This window comes from Paraburkholderia dipogonis, from assembly GCF_046027395.1.
Taxonomy (GTDB): Bacteria; Pseudomonadota; Gammaproteobacteria; order Burkholderiales; family Burkholderiaceae; genus Paraburkholderia; species Paraburkholderia dipogonis_A.
Window position 1 is genome coordinate 81,522 of the sequence record NZ_JAQQEG010000002.1, and the last position, 19,716, is coordinate 101,237.

Sequence of the window (19,716 nt, forward strand, 5' to 3'; positions counted from 1 at the left end):
ATCGTGGCCGCCACTGCGCACACGCTCCCGTTGTCCGCCACGCCCGCCGCGCGGCGCGAACGGTTACGCTCGATTATCGGTGGCAGTGCCGGCAACGTCATCGAGTGGTACGACTTTCTCGCGTATTCGATCTTCTCGATCTATTTCAGCAAGGCTTTTTTCCCGGGCGGCAATCAGACCGCGCAACTCCTGAACGCGGCGGCCGTTGCGGCGATCGGCTATGTGGTGCGGCCACTCGGCAGTTGGGCCATCGGTGCGCTCGCCGACCGGCATGGACGGCGCGTGGCGTTGAGCGTCTCGGTGGCGATGATGAGCGTCGGCTCGCTGATCATCGCATTAACGCCGACGTATGCGTCGATCGGCGTGGCCGCGCCCGCCGTGCTGGTCTGCGCGCGTCTGCTGCAAGGCTTCAGCATGGGCGGCGAAGCGGGCACGAGCGCGACCTATCTGAGCGAAATGGCGCCGATGGGCCGGCGCGGCTTCTTTGTCGGCTTCGTCCAGGTGACGGTGGTGATGGGACAACTGGTGGCGCTCGCGCTGATGCTCGTGCTGCAACGGTTCGTGTTGACGCCCACGCAACTCGAACAGTGGGGGTGGCGCATTCCGTTTGCGATCGGCGGCGCGCTGGCCGTCTTTGCGCTCTATCTGCGGCGTGGCATTGCTGAGACCGAAGCGTTCGAGCGTGAAGGCGCGCGCCCGCAGACGGAGCGAGGCAGTCTGCTGGTGCTGCTGATCCAGCACCGGCGTCAGACGCTGTGGACGATCGGCATCAGCATCGGTGGTACGGTCGCGTTCTACACGTTCACGATCTATCTGCAGAAGTTCATGGTCAATACGACGGGCTTCAGCCGCGATACCGCGACGCTGATCGCAACCGCGGCGCTCGTCATTTACATGGGTTTTCAGCCGCTTTTCGGACTGTTGTCCGATCTGATCGGACGGCGTCCGGTCATGATGATCTTCGGTGTCGGCGGCACGTTCCTGACGGTGCCTCTGATGCACGCGCTCGGCGCGACTCACAGCGCGCTCACCGCGTTCGCATTGAACCTCGCGGCGCTCGGCATTCTCAGCGGCTTTTCGTCGATTCACTGGCTCGTCAAGTCGGAGCTTTTTCCCGCGAGGGTTCGCGCGCTCGGTGTCGGCCTGCCGTTTGCGATCGTGTCGTCGGTAATGGGCGGCACCACCGAATATCTCGCGCTGCGCTTCAAGCACGCGGGCCACGAATCGTGGTTCTTCTATTACGTCAGCGCGTGCGCGGCGGTGTCGCTGCTCACGTATGTGCTGATGCCCGAGACGCGCCATCGGTCGGTGATCGACGAAGAAGCGCGCCAGTAATGTGATCACCTCAGTGGTCACCAAGCTGATCACCAGGATCAACGGAGACGTTTTCATGCAGCCGGCTTCATCCGCTGGACGCACCGCCGCGCAGTTGTTGTCGGAGTACGCCCTCAGCGTGCGCTTCGAGCAGTTACCGGCCGACATCGTGCGGCTCGCCAAAGACTGTCTGATCGATGCGATCGGCGCGGCGTTGTACGGACACGAAGTCGAGGCGGGCAAGGCCGTGCTGCGCTATGTCAGCCATGCGGCCGCGGGCCCGTGCGCGATCCCTGGCACGAGCCGGCGCGTCGCGCCCGAGGCGGCGGCGTTCGTGGGCGGCGTGCTAATCCACGCGGCGGAACTCGATAGCTTGCGGCAACCTGGCGCCGGCGTTCATCCCGGCGCATCGCTGGTGCCGGTTGCGCTTGCCGCCGCGCAGGTTTATGGCGCGTCGGGACGCGAAGTGCTGGCGGCGCTCGTCGCCGGTATCGAGGTGCTATTCCGGATCGGCACGGCGACGAAACACTCGGCCGAAGCACGCGGCTTTCATGCGCCGGGTCTGACGGGACCGTTCGGGGCCGCGATCGTTGCGGGCAAGCTGGCCGGCGTCGATGCGGATACGCTGAGTCGCGCGTTGGGTATTGCCGGCTCGTTGAGCGGCGGATTGCTTGAATTCGCGAAGTCCGGCGATGGTGGTCTCGTCAAACGTATCCACCTGGGGCGCGCGGCACAATCGGGCATCGTTGCCGTGCAACTGGCGCAGGCGGGGTTCGACGGGCCGTCGACGGTGCTCGAAGGACGCTACGGTTTTCTGGAGGCGTATTGCGAGGCCTCTGACGCGGCGCGTCTGACCGACGGCTTAGGCACGCGCTATGAAACGCCGACGCTGTGCCTGAAGCGCTACGCGTGTCACATCGTGGCTCACACGCCGGTCTATGCCGCGCAGCAACTGCGCGCCGCGCACGATATCGACGCGCACCGTATCGTCGCGATCCGGATCGAGGGCGCGCCGCGTCTTGCTGCGAATCACGATATCAAGCTGCCCGCCAATCAGGTGCTCGCGCAATACAGCGTGCCGGTGTGCGTGGCGGCGGCACTGCTGCACGATGCCGACGATCCGTTGACCTTCGGTGACCGCCTGTTGCAAGACGAAGCCATCGGCGAACTCGCGCAGCGCGTGACGCTCGTCGCCACCGACGCCACCGGTCTTGCCACCGTCACACGCATCACGCTCGATAACGGCACGACCTACGAACTGGCACAGACGGACTTCCCGGGCTGTCCGTCGACACCGTTCACGCCGGCCCAATTGCGCGCCAAGTTCATGCGGATGACGAAGCGGCTGGGCGCCGCGGCGCACACGTTGTTCGAGCAGCTGGACCGGGTGGAAGACGAAGCGGGCCTGCACTGGCTCGACGCGGCGCCTGCATCGTCGCCCGATTCATTGCACAGGTCGTCGCCGGATCTATCGCTAGTAAGAGGAGACCGCTGATGAGCATCGCGAAATCGCTGGGCGAACGCATCGCGGCGTTCACTTCCGCCGACGTGCCCGACGCAGCGTTGCGCTGGGCGCGCATCGGCATCATCGATACGATCGGCGTCACACTGGCTGGTTCGGCGGAACCGTGCGCGCGGATTGCCCGGGCCGTGGCGGCGCCGTCCAACGGTCCCGCGCTCGTGGTCGGCACGCGCGAACGGATGAAGCCGAGCGACGCCGCGCTCGTCAACGGCACGGCCGCGCATGCGCTCGACTTCGACGATTGCAGCAATACGCTGGGCGGCCATCCTTCCGCGCCGATTCTGCCGGCGCTCTTCGCGCTCGCCGAAGAAGTGCACGCGAGCGGGTGGCGCCTCGTCACCGCTTACGTGGCGGGTTTCGAAGCGCAGGCGCGCATTGCGCATGCCGTCAATTTTCACCACTACGACAAGGGCTGGCATCCGACGGCGACGCTCGGCGTATTCGGCGCGTGTGCCGCGTCGGCGCATCTGCTCGAACTGGATGCGGCGCACACGGCGACTGCGCTGTCGATTGCCGCGTCGTTCGCCTCCGGCATCAAGGCCAATTTCGGCACCATGACGAAGCCGTTGCATGTCGGTCATGCGTCGCGCAACGGCTTGATCGCGACGCTGCTAGCGCGCGAGGGTTTCAGCGCCGGCGACGAAGCCTTCGAACATGCCCAAGGTTTCTTCAATGTCTACAACGGCATGGGCCACTACGACGCCGAGGCAGCGCTGACGCATTGGGCCGATCCACTCGACATCGTCGAACCGGGCATTGCGATCAAGCAGTATCCGTGTTGCGGTAGCACGCACCCCGCAATCGACGCGATGCTGATGCTCGTCTACGAATACGGACTGAAGCCGGACGATGTCGAATCGGTCGTGTCGTGGACGCATCCGCGTCGCCTTCAGCATACGAACCGCCCGCAACCGGCCAGTGCGCTCGACGCGAAATTCAGCGTGCAGTACTGCGTGGCTCGCGCACTGGCGCAAGGGCGCGTGGTGCTGTCCGATTTCGAAGGCGACGCGTACGCTGATCCGGCGATTCGCGCGCTCATGTCGAAGATCGTCGCGGAGCCGGATCCTTTGGCGGACCAGCAGCCGGATCATTTCGGCGCGGAAATCGTCGTTCAGTTGCGCGACGGGCGGCGCGTGTCGAAACGCGTTGCGCGCGCGGCGGGCCGGACCTCGGCCAATCCGCTGCCGGATGCGCGGATCGAAGCCAAGTTTCTCGACTGCGCGAATCACGTATTGACGCCCGATGCGAGCCGCGACGCGTTGGGCATGCTGTGGCGCATCGACAGTATGGAAGACATCACTACGTTGACCGCTTTACTCGAAGCAGGTTTACGGCACTGACGCAGGCGTCGGGACCCCGTTGGATGGTTTCATCCGAACGAGCAAGACAATCGCGCGGCTATGACCGCATGACTAGATGGAGACAGGCATGAACGACTCACTCGTCGCCGCGCGCGTCGACCGTTTGCCGAACTCGCGGATGCATCGCGAATGGATGTTCCTGTTCGCGATTCCTCTCTTCTTCGATAGCTGCGATATCAACACGTTCGCGTCGGCGGCGCCCGCGCTGATCCGGCATTGGCACATCGCGATCAATGAAATCGCGCTGATCACGTCCGCGAGTTTCATCGGTATGTTCTTCGGCGCGACACTCGGCGGTTTGCTGTCCGACCGGCTCGGGCGCAAACGATCGCTGATGCTGTTCGTGCTGATCTCGTCGCTCGGTTCGCTGGCAACGGCGGTCGTGCCGAGCGTGCCGTATCTGTTCGCGGCGCGGGTCGTCACCGGCTTCGGCATTTCCGCGGGCATGGTGACGGTGATGACCTATATCGCCGAGCTGTTCCCGGCACGCTCGCGCGGCACCTGGCAATCGTGGGCCATGGTCATCAACCTGTGCGCGATTCCGTTGACGAACTTCGTCGCGCGGCTACTCGTGCCGTACGGACCGGACGGCTGGCGCTGGGTCTTCGTGTGGGGCGCGCTTGGCGTCGCGTTTCCGCTGATCGCAAAGCGGCTTCCCGAGTCGCCACGCTGGAGCGCGCGAGCAGGGCGCTTCGACGAAGCGGAAGCCGCGCTCTCGGCGATGGAGGCAAGGAGCATCGCCGAAGGGAACGTGCTGACGACGCCCGAGGTCGTGGTGCGGCCGCCCGAAGCGCGCGAGCCGTGGATGACGATGTTCAACAGCGTCTACCGCCGGCGCACGCTCACGCTCTGCGCGATCTGGCTGCTGCAGACGATCGGCTTCTACGGCTTCGAAGCGTGGGTGCCGACCTTGCTGGTGCATCACGGCATCACGATTGCACGCAGCCTCACGTATTTCACGCTGATCAACGTGGGCGCGCCGCTTGGCGCATTGCTCGCGGTCTATCCCGCCGACCGCTTCGAACGCAAGCATCTGATCGCGCTCGTCGCGCTATTGATCGCGGGATTCGGTCTGCTGTACGGGTTGAGCTTCACGCCGGTGCTGATCGTGACGTTCGGGTTCGCGGTCGGCATGCTGACACAGACCTTCGCGACGCTGCTCTATTCGTACACGCCCGAACAATTTCCGACCGGCGTGCGCAATAGCGCAACGGGCCTCACGTATGGCGCCGGCCGGATCGCGAATGTCGCGAATGCCTTCGTGATCGCCGCGATCTACACGAACTACGGCTATGTGACCGTGTTCATGTATATCGCGGGTGCGTGGTTCCTGACCGCGTTGATCACGCTCGTCTTCGGCCCACGGACTACCGGCCGCAGCCTCGAAACCCTGAACCCGGTCGTGGATGAAGTGGACGCGGCGTCGCTGACGCCGCTCGCCGAATACCCGCGACGCTAGATCACACTGGAACTGGAGAGCCAACTGATGACCCTCGACGAACTCAACGATATCGACGTGCTCGTAATCGGCGCGGGAAACGCCGCGGCCAATGCGGCGCTTGCCGCACGCGAAGGCGGCGCGAAGCGCATCGCGCTGCTCGAAAGCGCACCGGAGGAAGCGCGCGGCGGCAACTCCGCATTCACGGGCGGCGCGTTCCGTTTCGTCTACGATTCCGTCGACGACCTGTTGAAGCTCGCGCCGGATATCGCGGAGCTGGATCTGCCGAATATCGATTTCGGCACCTACACGCGCGAGCAGTATTTCGACGATATCGGCCGGCTCACCGAGTTCCGCGCCGATCCGGATCTCACCGACGTACTGATCGGCAACAGCTACGACGCCGCGCTGTGGCTCAAGCGGCATGGCGTGCGTTTTCAACCTGCGCTAGGGCGGCAGGCGTTTCGTGTCGAAGGCAAGTTTCGTTTCTGGGGCGGGCTGGCCTGCCACATTCTGGGCGGCGGCACGCATCTGGTCGAAACGCTGCATCACGCGCTGAAGGACGCGGGTATCGGCGTGCTCTATCGTACGCAGGCAATGGGCCTGCTGCATGGCGACGGGCGCATCGAGGGCGTGCGCGCCATGCATGAGGGCCGGCAGGTCGATATCCGCGCGAGAGCGGTGGTGCTCGCATGCGGCGGTTTCGAGTCGAGCGCGGAAATGCGTGCGCGCTATCTCGGGCCGAACTGGGACCTGGCGAAAGTGCGCGGCACACGCTACAACACCGGCTGGGGCCACAAGATGGCGATGGAAATCGGCGCGGCGGTGACGGGGCACTGGTCCGGCGCGCATGCGGTGCAATGGGATATGAACGCGCCCGAGTACGGCGATCTGACGATCGGCGATCGCTTCCAGAAACATAACTACCCGTTCGGAATTCTGGTGAACGCGAGGGGCGAGCGTTTTCTCGACGAGGGGCTCGACTTTCACAGCTTCACGTACGCGAAATATGGGCATGAAGTCTTGCGCCAGCCAGGCCTTTTCGCGTGGCAGATCTTCGATCAGAAAGTCGTCAAGCTGTTGCGCGACGAGTACCGGATTGCGCGCACCACCAAAGAGACGGCAAATACGCTCGAAGAACTGGCGCCGAAACTCACGGGCGTCGATCCGGAAGGTTTTCTGCGCACTGTGCGCGCTTATAACGAGGCGCCGCGGCCCGATGTGTCGTTCAATCCGAACATCCACGACGGTCTGCGCACGCGTGGGCTCGGCATCGACAAAACCAACTGGGCCAATCGGCTCGACACGCCGCCTTTTGAGGCCTACGGCGTGACCACGGGCGTGACTTTTACGTTCGGTGGACTGAAGGTGTCAACGGAGGCCGAGGTGCTCGACACGTCGGGTACGCCGATTCGAGGGCTGTTCGCAGCGGGCGAGATTGTCGGCGGTCTCTACTATCACAACTACGGCAGCGGCACGGGGCTCGTCGCCGGCGTGGTGTTCGGGCGGCGCGCCGGGGCAGGCGCGGCGCGACTGGTTGCGCGCTGATTCGGACGCTCACGTGAACGCTCGGGGGACTCACTACGATGCTGCTTATCGATAACGACTGCGTCGCGCGCGTGCTGACGATGCGCGATTGTATCGACGTGCAGGAACGCGCGTTCGCCGGGTTGCCGGATGGCGCCTCGATTGGGCGTCCGCGTATCGACACCTATGTGCCGACGCAGCGCGAGGACAGCTATTACCGTTTCGGCTCGGTCGATGGCGCGACCGGCGGCATTCTGGCGGTGCGTCTGAAATCGGACGTGATGGTGTGGCCGCGCGACGCCGATGGCCGCGCGGGCACCGAGCAGAAGTACTGCGTCGAGCCCGGCACGTATTGCGGGCTGGTGATGCTGTTCAGTACCGAGAACGGCAAGCCGCTCGCGATGCTCAACGACGGCCACCTGCAACACATGCGCGTAGGCGGCGCGGCGGGGCTGGGCACGCGGCTGCTTGCGCGCGAGGACGCGCATACCATCGGCATGATCGGCTCGGGCGGCATGGCGGAAACATTTCTCGAAGCGCTGGTGGCGGTGCGCGACATCCGCCGCGTGCGTGTCTTCAGCCGTCGCGAGGCGAACCGTGTGCGTTTTGCGCGGGACATGGCGGCGAAACTTGGGATCGAAGTCGAAGCAGTCGGTTCGGCCGAAGAGGCGGTGCGCGGCGCCGACATCGTCGCCACCTGCACCGACAGCATGACGCCCGTGATCGACGCCGACTGGCTGGAACCAGGCATGCACGTGGTGGCGCTCACGCCGCGTGAATTCGACGCCAGGGTCGCAAACCGCCTCGACGTGTGCATCGCGCAAGGCCATGAACGCTTGCCGATGGAGGAGAGCGAGCGCTTCAGCCAGCGCGTGTCGGGCAGCCCGAATGCGTTTATCGGCGGAAGCGGCGACGAGCGGGCGCGTCTGCCTGTCTCGCGCGGGGAGAGGGTGGATACGACCGGCTGGCCGGTCTACACCGATGTGATTACGGGCCGCGCGCCCGGCCGCACGGATGCCAGGCAGATCACTTTCTATTACACCGTGGGCAACTGGGGCGTCCAGTTTGCGGCGGTGGGCGGCCACGTGTATCGGGAAGCGTCGCGACTAGGCCTCGGCATTGCGTTGCCGGATCACTATTTCCTGCAGTCCATTAGAAACTGAAAGAGCGTGCCTCGCCCTCGTGACGCGGGGAATCGATGGTTTCAGCAGGTCGTGTTCGAGCGATTCACGCGGGACGTGGATGCGCTTTAGCACATCGTGACTTCATCTTCCTCGCGGGGTTGTATGACGACGCCGCTCCAGTGCTTCAACTGGTCGAGTGCAAGCTCCCCGAGTGTGTCGATGAACGGCCCTGACGCGTTCACGCAATCGATCCGATGGAACTCCTTGCCGCCCCATTGGAGGAACGTGTCCCGCCCCTCAACACCGATTTCGTCGATGGTTTCGATGCAGTCGGCAGTAAAGCCCGGGCAAAACACGTCTACGCGATGCGTGCCGGAAGCGCCCAGTTCAGCCAATGTATCCGCGGTATGTGGTCCGATCCACTCCTGTCTTCCGAACTCCGACTGGAACGTGACTCTGCAGTGTTGTGCGTCAAGGCTCAACGCCTCGGCAAGCAGTGTGCCCGTCTCGAGGCACTGCGCATGGTAAGGGTCGCCACGCTCGATAGCGCGTTGCGGCAAGCCGTGAAAACTCAAAAGCATCTGATCGCCACGGCTGAAGTCGGGACGTCCATGAACGTACCAGTGCCGTCGTACGGTGTCGGCGAGTGCGGAAATATAGCGTGAATCTGCAAAGTACTGTTTGATGAAACGCACTTCGGGTTGATTGCGGATCTGCGCGAACGCGGAGGCCACCTTGTCGAAGGCAGTTGCGGTGGTCGATGCCGCGTACTGCGGATACATCGGCAAGATCACGATGCGATCGCAGCCTTGCCGGATCAGACGATCGAGTTCTCCCGCGATGCTCGGCGTGCCGTAACGCATCGCGTAAGAGACATGCACCTGCTGTCCGCGTTCGGTCAGCCATCTTCGAAGTGCAATGGCCTGCTGTTCGGTATGCACACGCAGCGGCGATCCGTCCGGCATCCAGATGGATTCATATCGGCGCGCCGCCGCGTGGCGCCTGAATGGAAGCACGAGGCCGTGAAGAATGGGCTGCCAAAGCCATTGCGGCATTTCGATCACGCGTGGATCGGACAGGAACTCCGCAAGATAACGATGTACTTCGCGCGGAGTGGGCGCGTCTGGTGTACCGAGATTGATCAGCAACACTGCCACGCGGGGCATTGAAACGGCAGGGGACGTCTTCTGAAAAGAGATATCAGCATACATTTCGCGTCACCTGAAGGTTAGCTCTCGGATCCATTTGCGGGTTGGGCGGTATCGCCGATTAACGATCCACCCTCTGGGCCAATCATCGCCAATTCTGCGCTTCAGGTCCAAGTCGTATTTTCTAGCGCTTCAATAAGTCGCGACTATCGGCCACGCGAGATGGTCTGCGATGCGTGACATTGACTTGTGCTAGCACCCATGTCAGCAAGGCCAATGAAACATGCTGGCAGTTTTCCTACGTAGATTGTCCTTATTCGACGTATGAGCTGGCATGCGGGACTTAGTATTCTGTTATCCAATCAGTAAATAATTCCAAACGTGGCAGCTGCACAGCGCTGCTATTCTTGAATCGACAAACGATGGTTGTGATTCGCAACGGTTTGCATCGGTTTTCATTACCCCCCAATGCGAGGATAGGAACATGAATATGAAAAGGAAGTTGACTACGGCATTTGGCGCACCTGTTGCCGACAATCAGAACATTCAGACGGCGGGCCCGAACGGGCCGGCGTTGTTGCAAGATGTGTGGCTCCTCGAGAAGCTGGCGCATTTCGACCGTGAAGTCATTCCGGAGCGCCGGATGCACGCGAAGGGTTCAGGCGCATTCGGCACGTTCACTGTGACGCACGACATCACGAAATATACGCGCGCAAAGATTTTCTCGAAGATCGGCAAGAGCACGGAAATGTTCGCGCGCTTCTCGACGGTTGCCGGCGAACGCGGTGCGGCGGACGCTGAACGCGACATTCGCGGCTTTGCATTGAAGTTCTATACCGAAGAAGGCAACTGGGACGTCGTCGGCAATAACACGCCGGTGTTCTTCTTTCGCGACCCGCTGAAGTTCCCGGACCTGAACCATGCGATCAAGCGTGATCCGCGCACGGGCATGCGCAGCGCACAGAACCAGTGGGATTTCTGGACCCAGCTTCCCGAGGCGTTGCATCAGATTACGATCATCATGAGCGATCGCGGCCTGCCGAGTTCTTTCCGTCATATGCACGGCTTTGGAAGCCACACGTATAGCTTTATCAACGCGGTAAATGAACGCTTCTGGGTCAAGTTTCATTTCCGCACGCAGCAGGGTGTCAAGAACTTGACGGACGCTGAGGCCGAGGCGTTGGTTGGCCGGGATCGCGAATCACATCAGCGCGATCTGTATGAGAGCATTGAGCGCAAAGATTTCCCGCGCTGGACGCTGTTCGTCCAGATCATGCCCGAGAAGGAAGCGGGCACGTACCGCATCAATCCGTTCGACCTCACGAAGGTATGGCCGAAGTCCGATTATCCGTTGATCGAAGTTGGCGTGATGGAACTCAATCGTAACGCCGACAATCATTTTGCGGACGTTGAGCAGGCTGCATTCGCACCGTCGAACATCGTGCCGGGAATCGGTTTTTCGCCAGACCGCATGCTGCAAGGGCGACTCTTCTCTTATGGGGATACGCAGCGTTATCGTCTGGGCGTGAACTACGCGCAGATTCCGGTGAATGCGCCGAGGGGAGCGAGCTATGTCAATAGCTATCACCGTGATGGTCAAGGACGTACAGACGGTAATCAAGGTGGCACGATCTCCTACGAACCGAATACGCGTGGCGAGTGGGTCGAGCAGCCGGACTACCGCGAGCCGCCGCTGAGCCTGGAAGGCGCTGCGGATCACTGGAATCACCGGGTCGACGACGACTACTACTCGCAAACGGGCGTCCTGTTCCGCAACATGTCATCCGCGCAACAGCAAGTGTTGTTCGAAAACACCGCGCGCGCACTGCAGGGCGTGTCGGATCCGGTCGTTCAGCTTCATATCGAACATTGCGGTCTCGCGGATGCGGCTTACGGTGCAGGTGTCTCTGACGCGGTCAGAAAACTTGCGAAGGCAAATTCGAGTGGCGGCAACATAAGCTAGTCGAGTTGAATCAAATGTTTCACGACCTATCGCGGGGCGGCAAACGCTTTCATGGATTGCCAGCCCCGCGATGTACACCTTCGATCAGGCAAACGTCAGGGTGGCTATTCGACGCTGTGTCCGATACTTCCAAATGGGCTTGACCAACGGCAGTATCTTTGAGAGGCAGGCGACTGTGGTTATGCGAACTTGGAATACGGCACCGCACTTCGATTCGTTACGCGCCTGGCGAGTGCATCGACATGGGGCTATGCTGTGACGTACAGAGGGAGAGAGACATGGGCCGCAGCCAGGATCGCATCGAAAAGCGGGAGCAGAGTTGGTACCGCGAACGCGATTGCGCTTTAAACGAATTCGTCGCGCTCTTGGAGCGCGATGACAACGGCTCGACGCGCCATGCGGCGGAAATTACGCAGCGGATTCCCGTTTACGACTGTCCGCAACTCGATGGCATGACACGCGATCCATCCCGGAGAGCGGAGTTGCAGGCGGAATGGGCTCGCGTTCTTCACGACGGCGCAGGGGTGCTGGTGCTTCGGCAGGCATTTGTCGATAACGGACCTGTCGACGACGCAACGGCCGTCTTCGAATCCATTATCCGCAGTGAACGCGAGCAAGGCTCGCATGCGGCAGACCATTTCGCCAAGGCGGGCGCGAATGACCGGATCTGGAACGCCCAGGAGAAGCTCTGCCTGCGAGCGCCCGAAGTATTCGCGGAATACTTCTCGAATCCAATGCTGATGATGGTGTCGCAAGCGTGGCTTGGACCGTGCTACCAGATGACGTCGCAGGTCAATGTGGTGCGTCCCGGCGGCGCAGCTCAACAGGCGCATCGCGATTACCACCTCGGCTTCCAGACGGTTGAAAAGGCTGAACGCTATCCTGCGCACGTACATCGGATGTCCACCTTCCTCACCCTGCAGGGCGCGGTGGCGCATAGCGACATGTCGGTTGAGAGCGGTCCGACGAAGTTCCTGCCGTATTCGCAGCGATATGACGAGGGATATCTGGCGTGGCGCCGAGCCGATTTTCGGGAATATTTCGAGGCCCATTTCGTCCAGTTGCCGCTCTCCAAGGGCGATGCCGTGTTTTTCAACCCCGCGTTGTTCCATGCGGCCGGCACAAATCGCACTAAGGACGTTCAACGCATGGCGAATCTCTTGCAGGTCTCGTCGGCTTATGGCCGGGCAATGGAAGTGCTCGACCGCAGGAGAATGTGCGAGGCGGTTTATCCGGTATTGCGCGAGCGCCGCGCGTCGGGACGAATAAGTGACACGGAAGCCGCCGCGGCGATCGCATCCTGCGCTGAGGGATACCCGTTCCCTACCAACCTCGACCGCGATCCACCGGTCGGCGGGTTGGCGCCGGAAAGCCAGCAGGAACTCATGCACCGCGCGCTTGACGAGGACTGGGATCCCGCCAGATTCACGCTCGCTTTAAACGAGCACGCTGCGCGGCAACGCTCCACTGATCCGCAATCTGGCACGTGTTAACAATTTCTTTAGACTCAGTCGATGGCGCAAAGGCCGGTCTGATCGCAGGCTTGACCAAGCGATAGCAACGCGACGCCGCATCCTCGCGGGAACCGTCCGGGATCGCCCTAAGGCCGGTCATGCACTGACCGTCTCCGCACGTGTGGATAGGAGAAATTGACATGAAAACGCTTCGAATCGTGGCGCTCTGCGCGATCGGCATGTTCCTGGGACAAGCGTGGGCGCAAGACAAACCAGTACCATCGGGAACCGCAACGTCTGTTCAGGATGTCGGTGGCGTCACCGACGCGTCGAGGGGTGAAACGGGAATGGCAATGAGTCCGGCGCGGCAGGCCTATCCGGACCTCAACACCCTGCAATCCGGGGAGCAAAGCCGTAACGTGGCCAATACGTTCCGCCATCACTGAGCGCCGCGCAATGGTTTTACGCGACCGCCGTCCCGCACGATGAGTGTCAGCGAACACACTCATCGCGCGTGACGGTGGCAGGCTACGGTTCCGACCGGGCCCGTCCGGCGCGTGATGGGGCGATGCTCAGGGCTCAGTAGCCGATACGCTTTTCGACGTTCCGGAATCGCCCCATCGATCGGTAGCGATTGAACCATGCATTAGTACGAAGTTCACACAGGCGCGGCGAATGTTCAGCAAGCGCAACGTCGAGCCAATGAAACATCTCGTCCGGCTGGTCGAGCCTCGCGTAAATTTCCGCAAACAGAAACGGCGACGTATAGCGCCTTTGACGCCTCGTCATCAGGTCCTGCAAATACCATTGAAGGACTTTTTTATAACCCCCGGACTCCCAGACCGTGCGAATAGTCTCCGCGCGGGCGAATTCGCCGCACCGCGTTAGCGCATCAACGGTCGCTTCGACTGCCTCCTGGTATTGACCCTGCTCTTCATAGGCGGTCGCCAGTAGCTGATAGACGAGCGGGGAGCGATTACCATGCCCGCCCTTCAGGCATTCCCGAATCACTTCGTCGTATTTGCCCGCCTGTACGAGTCCGAATACGCGCGATCCTTCGAACCCGAGCGGGTCGACTTTTTCGGCACGCTCGAACTGCGCTCTGCCTTCCGCTTCTCGCCCAAGCACCAGCAGCAGCCGAGCATACAGGCGGCTCGTTTCGGCGTGGCTTGGATTCAGCCGTAACGCCTCGAGGAACTCCTCCTCTGCCCGGTGCCAGTCCCAGTCATAGAAGTAGTGCACGCCGGCTAGCGCCTGGTGAGCCTCAGGAAGATTGGCGTCCAGTTCCAGTGCTTGCAGCGCCGCCTGCCGCGCTCGCGGGTGGCCCTCCGATGGTGCACAGACTCCGTGCGTCGCGGCAGCACCTAAAACGTTCGACATCCCCACATACCCGAGCGCGTAAGTCGGGTCCCTCTCGATCGCGAGTTCGAAGTAGCCGCGCGCGCGAACGAAGTCCTCGTCGCTCAGCGCGTGATGCGCGGCAAACCCCGCATCGAAGTGCACGCGGCGGGTCCAGTAGTAACGGCCGCGCAGATACGCGTCGTGCGCCGCCGGATCGACCGGCAAACGTCTCGCCAGCGTGTGCCGTTGCTCGTCCGCGAGCGCGGGCGATACTTCCTGGGCGAGCGCCGCTCCCACCTCTTTCTGGATTTCCAGCGCGCCATTCGTCATCGGCTCATACGCGCGACTCCAGATCTGCACCTGGTCGAAGCAACGGATCAGTTGCGCCAGAATGCGAATCCTCATGCCGTCCCGCTTGAGCGCACCTTCCAGCACGTAGTCGATCGACAACTCGCGCGCGATCTCCGCGATACTCTTGCTGACCCGTCTGCAGTGGGCGGCGGTCGTCCTTGAAATGACAAGGATGCGCTCAGGATCGAGCATGCCGATACTGGCGGAGGTTTCATCGGCCAGCGCGTCGCAGAAGCTGTTCTGACCAGAGTCGCCGGTCTGGTTTTCGAACGGCAGAACCAGTATCCGCACGGCTTCCTGCGGGGCGGGCGCCGATTCCTCCGGCGCGGGCCGTACGTTGTTCAGACGATAGCCTTTGCCCTTCACGGTGATGATGTGCTGCGGGTTGACCGGATCGTCGTGAAGCGCGACGCGGATTTTCCGGATTGCCGTATTGATGCAGTTGTCCGTTTCCCGATATGCGTTCGCGCCCCACAGTGCTCTCACGATATCCGCACGCGTGACGAGTTGCCCGTTGCGGGATGCCATCAGGATCAGCAACTCCATCGGCAGGCGCTCGAGACTGACCTTCTCGCCTGCGCGGCGCAATTCGTAGCGCTGAATGTTCAGTTCGACATCCGCGATCCGGACGGATTCTGGCGTGTTCATCTGCGCTCCTGCCATCGCGAGGTCCGGTTCACAGCGACGACGTCGGCGCGCCGCCGCTCGCGCTTCATGCCGAATGAAGCCGCGAATGCGAGCGCCGAGCACAACAGAATGACGAGCGCGGGCGCAGGCAACCAGTGCAGGCCGGAAACAAGGAAATTCGCCGCGAGCGGCGTCAGTCCCAGCGACGCGGACAGCCCGAGATTCATGGCCGTGGCAACGCCGCTGAAGCGGACGTCGACGGGGAACATCTCCGCGATCGCGCACGCGAAGGTTCCGTTGGCGAACGAACTGACGACGCCTGCCATCAGGAACAGCGCAGTCAGGCTCGCGTAGTGACGAGCGGCCGCAATGAAGAAGAAGGGCGCGAAAAGCGCGGACAAGACGGTTCCCGACCTGAACACGTAACGGCGCGGCAACAGGTCGCCAGCATGCGACGTCACGAGAATGCAGGCAGCCACGACGATCAGGTACCCCGTCTGGGCACTCGCGATCTGATGCGTGTCGTATTGAAGCCCTTGCAGATAACTTGGCGTGAAGCCGATAAAGATGCCACCCGATGCGCCCACCAGTAGAGACGCGCCAGCGCCAGTCGCCAGGGGAGCGAAATGGTTGCGAAGCAGGACGGCGAGAGGCTCGCGATGCCGGGCGCCAATGGCCTGCGCGTACTCGTCGGTCTCGGCAAGCGTGCGGCGCAGGGCAAAGCTCAACAGCCCGACCATTCCACCCAGCAGGAAGCCAATCCGCCATCCGAACGCGTCGACCTGCCCGGGTGTGAGCGCCCATTGCATGGCGAGATTGATGCTCGTCGCCAGAAGCAACGCAAGGTTGACCGCGACGAACACGATGCCGCACAGAAGACCAGGTCTGCCGCGCGCGCTTTCGACGGCGTAGACGATTGCACCTGGCAACTCGCCGCCCAGGCAAAGACCCTGGATGAGCCGCAGCACGAGAAGAAGTGCCGGGGCAAGCGCGCCCCATGCCGCGTATGAAGGAAGTATTCCGATGAGAAGCGTTGAAACGGAGGCGATCATCGCCGACGACAGGAAGACGAGGCGCCGGCCGTGCGTGTCGCCGAACCGCCCGAGGAGGATGCCGCCCACCGGCCTGGAAAGGTAGCCAATGGCCAGCACTGTGAAGGACAAAGTCTCCGCCGGCACGCCAGTTCCTGTCGGAAAGAACTCGCTGCCGATGCTTCTTGCAAAAAATCCGAAGATGACGAAATCGAATACTTCGAGCGCCCCTCCCGTGCTGGCGACCAGAATGGTCCAGCGTTGGTGCGCTGTCATCGACTCTTTTCGGATTAGGGGCGAATCGTCGAGCATGGAAATCCCTGATATCGCCAGGCATAACTACCGTTTTAAGCGGACGCCGCGCCGGAGGGACGTGTTCAGCCACTACCGTGTCATTCCAACTTCGAAGACGGTGCAGGATCGTTCTGGCTTAAATATGATGGACGACAATTCGCTTACAAGAAAGGTCTTTAGATTCGCCTTGTGGTTCTTGATCGACGGATTGACGTGTGCCGCACTCGGGAGCCGGCGCTCGGCGCGAGGTCCGCGATGGCGAGTGGTACGGCGACCTGATCGCGATTGCGTTCCCGATCTCGCCGCTGGAGGTTCAGGTCATGCACCTCGCGTTCTGCTGCTTACTTCATTCGTTGCCACACAACTTTCGATGCACCATATCCGAAGCTCCCGGGCGTGACGTAGGTCAGCCGGTCGCCATCGAGGCTGAATGGGCGCCGTTGAACATCGCCGTCCCAGTTCGGAAAGGTACTTTTCTGAATGTGGAAAACGATCACTTGTCCGGCCGGATCGACGGTATAGGTGCCAAAGTGCGCGAAGTTGCCTTGGACGATGCGTTCGTTCTCTTCGGAGGTACCCGATAAGCGGTTACCCGATGCGAACTTCGGCAAGTCTGCACGAACGCCGAGCAGAACATAGCGGCCGTCGCTGCCGAAGATGAGTTGGCCATACGGGTGCGGACCGAGCACTTCGACTTCGCTACCACTTCTTGAGACAGTCAACGAAACCAGAGACCATGAACCCACCACGCCTGGCGCAGCCTGAGCAAAAGTCTCCGGGACAGCGAGACATATTGCAAAGGCCACCAGCGCGGCGGCCCGCAGGGTTTGGAGCATGGGCTTCATGGCGTTCTCCGGCATACGTGAGGGCGGACCATTCCCTTCGATTCTCGGCGTGCGATGCCTGGTTCGTCTTCGATCATCAGAAGACAAGCTAGTAGGATAGCTTTCTGGGCCACGACTTCCAATGAACATCTGTCCTCAAGCCATGTCCGCAGCCAGCAGATCTTCGATCATGATCGGCAACTTCCGCACGCGCACGCCGGTTGCATGATAGGTAGCATCGGTAATCGCCGCCGCGATGCCTGCAAGGCCGATTTCCGCGATCCCGCGAGCGCCGAGTTCGTTGAACACGGTATCCGGATGATCGAGAAAGGTCACGTCAAGTTCGGGAGTATCCGCGTTCGTCGCCACGACGTAATCGGCCAGGTTGCTATTGATCGGTGCGCCCGTCTGTTTGTCGTACATCGTATGCTCGAACAGCGCCATGCCGACGCCCATGACGACTGCGCCTTCGATCTGGTTGCGCGCGGCGCGCGGATTGACGATGCGTCCTCCATCGATCACCGTGACGACGCGGCTCACGCGCAGCCGTGCGATCTCCGGCTGCCACGTGACTTCGGCGAAGTGCGCGCCGTAGGAATAGATGGAGAAACGTTTTTTTAGCGGATCGTCGAAGCCGCCCTTGGCGCTACCGCTGCCTGACGCCGCGCGCATCTTCGCTGCTTCGAGAATCTGGCCGAACGGCACGCCGCGCTCTGGCGCTTCACCTTTGCGATGCACGTGTCCCGCGCTGAACGCGAGCTCATCTTCAGCGGCGCCTTTGAACGGCGAACCGTCGACGGCCGCCGCACGCGACAGCAAAATCTTGATGGCCGCACGCACCGCATCGAGCACTGCGGGAATCACCGATGCTGTCGCCGCGCTGCCACCCGAAACGGGTCCCGGTGGCAACACTGAATCGCCGAGACCGACCTCGATGCGCTCGAGCGGAATGCCGGTTTCTTCGGCGACCAGTTGCGCGAGCACCGTGTACGTGCCGGTGCCGATGTCCTGCGTGCCGCATACCACCCGGGCGCTGCCGTCCGCTCGAAGATCGACGTCCGCAGCAGCGGAAAAGCGCAACCCTGGCCAGACACAGGCGCCGACGCCCCAGCCCAAAGTCAGGCCGTCGCGTTGCATCGATCCGACATCCGGCGTCCGCTGCGACCATCCGAAGCGCTCGGCGCCAGTGCGCAAACACTCGACGAGATGCCGTGAAGAGAACGGCAGACCCGTGCTCTCGTCGACGCGCGGTTCGTTGCGCAGCCTCAATTCGACGGGATCGAGGTTCAGCACATGCGCCAGTTCGTTCATCGCGGATTCGATTGCGTACAGGCCGGGCACGGCACCTGGGCCGCGCATCGACGTCGGCGAGCCGACGTTCCGGCGCGCGAGGCCGGAGGTCACGCGCAGATTCGGCGTGCTATAGATGAGCGGCGTGACTTCGCCGCAGCTTTCCTGGTACTCGTCGGCGATCGCGGTGTGGTTGACGTAGTCGTGCTGCAATGACGTGAGTCTGCCGTCGCGTTCAGCGGACACCCGCACCCGCTGCTGCGTGACGGGACGGTGGCCGACGTTCTGGAACATCATCTTGCGGCTCACGACCAGCTTCACGGGACGGCCGGTCTGGCGCGTCGCCGCCGCCGCGAGCAGCGTGTGCGGCCACATCCACAGCTTGCCCCCAAAGCCCGACCCAAGATAGCGGGAGATCACGCGGATCTTTTCCTTCGGCACGCCGAGCATCTGCGAGAGCGTGCCCAGGTGGACCGAAATGGCCTGCGTGGTCTCGTAAAACGTGTAGTTCTCACCGTCCCAGTCCGCGATCGACGCGTGCAGTTCGATCGGGTTGTGCGTTTCCGTCGGCGTCACGTAGGTTGCGTCGAGCGTCGCCGGCGCTGCGCCGAACGCACGATCCGGATCGCCGCGCTTGCTCTCGACCTTGGGCTTGTCGTCGGCCTCGAGTTCGTCGCGCACGTCGTGCGGCGTGATTTCGTAGCTGGCCCCGATCGCCGCCGATGCCGCGTTCGCCGCCTCGAAGGTATCGGCGATCACGACGGCGATGTACTGGCCGTAGTAGCGGATGATGTCGTCCTCGAAGGGCGGCCGTGCTTCGTCGACGAAGCCGGTCTCCATCGAATTGCCGGAGAGCCGGTAGAAGCGGCCGATATTGTCTCGATGCAGCACCGCGTGTACACCGGGCATCGCGTCGGCGCCCGCGATGTCGAGCGACACGAGCCGGCCGCTCGCGATCGTGCTGCACACCGGCACGGCAATCAGCAGATCGGGCAGATCCACATCGGAGGTATAGGTGGCGCTGCCGCTGACCTTCAGCGGTCCGTCGACGCGCGCTTGAGGCCGTCCGATCACGGACAGCACGGAGTCGGGCAAGATGGACATGGT

At 62.3% G+C, this 19,716-nt stretch carries 14 protein-coding genes; 9 read left to right on the top strand and 5 right to left on the bottom strand.

Annotated features, from left to right (window positions below):
* Positions 1–3 precede the first annotated feature (3 nt).
* The 6 genes from PQR32_RS02640 (at position 4) to PQR32_RS02665 (ending at position 8,325) form a co-directional block, all read left to right on the top strand.
* The gene (locus PQR32_RS02640; protein WP_408222030.1) at positions 4–1,335 is read left to right on the top strand and encodes an MFS transporter; all 1,332 of its coding nucleotides are present in this window, start codon (positions 4–6) and stop codon (positions 1,333–1,335) included.
* A gap of 55 nt (positions 1,336–1,390) precedes the next feature.
* Positions 1,391–2,809: an MmgE/PrpD family protein gene (locus PQR32_RS02645; protein WP_408222031.1), complete on the top strand. Its 1,419-nt coding sequence runs from the start codon at positions 1,391–1,393 to the stop codon at positions 2,807–2,809.
* Positions 2,809–4,176: an MmgE/PrpD family protein gene (locus PQR32_RS02650; protein ID WP_408222032.1), complete on the top strand. Its 1,368-nt coding sequence runs from the start codon at positions 2,809–2,811 to the stop codon at positions 4,174–4,176. The genes PQR32_RS02645 and PQR32_RS02650 overlap by 1 nt, the downstream gene beginning before the upstream one ends.
* An 88-nt stretch (positions 4,177–4,264) precedes the next feature.
* Positions 4,265–5,656, top strand: coding sequence for an MFS transporter (locus PQR32_RS02655; RefSeq protein WP_408222033.1), 1,392 nt, complete (start codon positions 4,265–4,267; stop codon positions 5,654–5,656).
* A gap of 27 nt (positions 5,657–5,683) precedes the next feature.
* Positions 5,684–7,183 carry an FAD-dependent tricarballylate dehydrogenase TcuA gene (gene tcuA / locus PQR32_RS02660; protein WP_408222034.1) on the top strand — a complete coding sequence of 500 codons (1,500 nt, stop codon included), beginning with the start codon at positions 5,684–5,686 and terminating at the stop codon, positions 7,181–7,183.
* Between the two features lie 38 nt (positions 7,184–7,221).
* A complete protein-coding gene (locus PQR32_RS02665; protein ID WP_408222035.1) occupies positions 7,222–8,325 on the top strand; it encodes an ornithine cyclodeaminase family protein in 1,104 nt (367 codons plus the stop codon).
* A gap of 86 nt (positions 8,326–8,411) precedes the next feature.
* On the opposite strand, the gene hemH is transcribed toward PQR32_RS02665, so the two are convergent.
* A complete protein-coding gene (gene hemH, locus PQR32_RS02670; protein ID WP_408222036.1) occupies positions 8,412–9,452 on the bottom strand; it encodes a ferrochelatase in 1,041 nt (346 codons plus the stop codon).
* 466 nt (positions 9,453–9,918) lie between these two features.
* On the opposite strand from hemH, the gene PQR32_RS02675 reads away from it, so the two are divergent.
* From PQR32_RS02675 to PQR32_RS02685, 3 genes are all read left to right on the top strand, one after another.
* A complete protein-coding gene (locus tag PQR32_RS02675; RefSeq protein WP_408222037.1) occupies positions 9,919–11,397 on the top strand; it encodes a catalase in 1,479 nt (492 codons plus the stop codon).
* A gap of 278 nt (positions 11,398–11,675) precedes the next feature.
* Positions 11,676–12,890 carry a phytanoyl-CoA dioxygenase family protein gene (locus tag PQR32_RS02680; protein ID WP_408222038.1) on the top strand — a complete coding sequence of 405 codons (1,215 nt, stop codon included), beginning with the start codon at positions 11,676–11,678 and terminating at the stop codon, positions 12,888–12,890.
* 161 nt (positions 12,891–13,051) lie between these two features.
* A complete protein-coding gene (locus PQR32_RS02685) occupies positions 13,052–13,297 on the top strand; it encodes a hypothetical protein (RefSeq protein ID WP_408222039.1) in 246 nt (81 codons plus the stop codon).
* A gap of 133 nt (positions 13,298–13,430) precedes the next feature.
* On the opposite strand, the gene PQR32_RS02690 is transcribed toward PQR32_RS02685, so the two are convergent.
* The 4 genes from PQR32_RS02690 to PQR32_RS02705 all read right to left on the bottom strand — a co-directional run bounded on the left by PQR32_RS02690 (position 13,431) and on the right by PQR32_RS02705 (position 19,713).
* Entirely contained in the window at positions 13,431–15,191 is a 1,761-nt protein-coding gene (locus PQR32_RS02690) for a winged helix-turn-helix domain-containing protein (protein WP_408222040.1), read from the bottom strand.
* Positions 15,188–16,477 carry an MFS transporter gene (locus PQR32_RS02695; protein WP_408222041.1) on the bottom strand — a complete coding sequence of 430 codons (1,290 nt, stop codon included), beginning with the start codon at positions 16,475–16,477 and terminating at the stop codon, positions 15,188–15,190. The genes PQR32_RS02690 and PQR32_RS02695 overlap by 4 nt, the downstream gene beginning before the upstream one ends.
* 359 nt (positions 16,478–16,836) lie before the next feature.
* Positions 16,837–17,340, bottom strand: coding sequence for a lipocalin-like domain-containing protein (locus tag PQR32_RS02700; protein WP_408222042.1), 504 nt, complete (start codon positions 17,338–17,340; stop codon positions 16,837–16,839).
* A gap of 135 nt (positions 17,341–17,475) precedes the next feature.
* On the bottom strand, positions 17,476–19,713 hold the full coding sequence (locus PQR32_RS02705; RefSeq protein ID WP_408222043.1) for a xanthine dehydrogenase family protein molybdopterin-binding subunit: 2,238 nt from the start codon (positions 19,711–19,713) through the stop codon (positions 17,476–17,478).
* Positions 19,714–19,716: the final 3 nt, after the last annotated feature.

Coding starts and splice junctions, on each gene's coding strand:
- PQR32_RS02675 (WP_408222037.1), top strand. CDS start 9,919: ATGAATATGAAAAGGAAGTTGACTACGGCATTTGGCGCACCTGTTGCC.
- PQR32_RS02695 (WP_408222041.1), bottom strand. CDS start 16,477: ATGACAGCGCACCAACGCTGGACCATTCTGGTCGCCAGCACGGGAGGG.
- PQR32_RS02685 (WP_408222039.1), top strand. CDS start 13,052: ATGAAAACGCTTCGAATCGTGGCGCTCTGCGCGATCGGCATGTTCCTG.
- PQR32_RS02705 (WP_408222043.1), bottom strand. CDS start 19,713: ATGTCCATCTTGCCCGACTCCGTGCTGTCCGTGATCGGACGGCCTCAA.
- hemH (WP_408222036.1), bottom strand. CDS start 9,452: ATGCCCCGCGTGGCAGTGTTGCTGATCAATCTCGGTACACCAGACGCG.
- PQR32_RS02665 (WP_408222035.1), top strand. CDS start 7,222: ATGCTGCTTATCGATAACGACTGCGTCGCGCGCGTGCTGACGATGCGC.
- PQR32_RS02645 (WP_408222031.1), top strand. CDS start 1,391: ATGCAGCCGGCTTCATCCGCTGGACGCACCGCCGCGCAGTTGTTGTCG.
- PQR32_RS02680 (WP_408222038.1), top strand. CDS start 11,676: ATGGGCCGCAGCCAGGATCGCATCGAAAAGCGGGAGCAGAGTTGGTAC.
- tcuA (WP_408222034.1), top strand. CDS start 5,684: ATGACCCTCGACGAACTCAACGATATCGACGTGCTCGTAATCGGCGCG.
- PQR32_RS02690 (WP_408222040.1), bottom strand. CDS start 15,191: ATGAACACGCCAGAATCCGTCCGGATCGCGGATGTCGAACTGAACATT.
- PQR32_RS02700 (WP_408222042.1), bottom strand. CDS start 17,340: ATGAAGCCCATGCTCCAAACCCTGCGGGCCGCCGCGCTGGTGGCCTTT.
- PQR32_RS02655 (WP_408222033.1), top strand. CDS start 4,265: ATGAACGACTCACTCGTCGCCGCGCGCGTCGACCGTTTGCCGAACTCG.
- PQR32_RS02650 (WP_408222032.1), top strand. CDS start 2,809: ATGAGCATCGCGAAATCGCTGGGCGAACGCATCGCGGCGTTCACTTCC.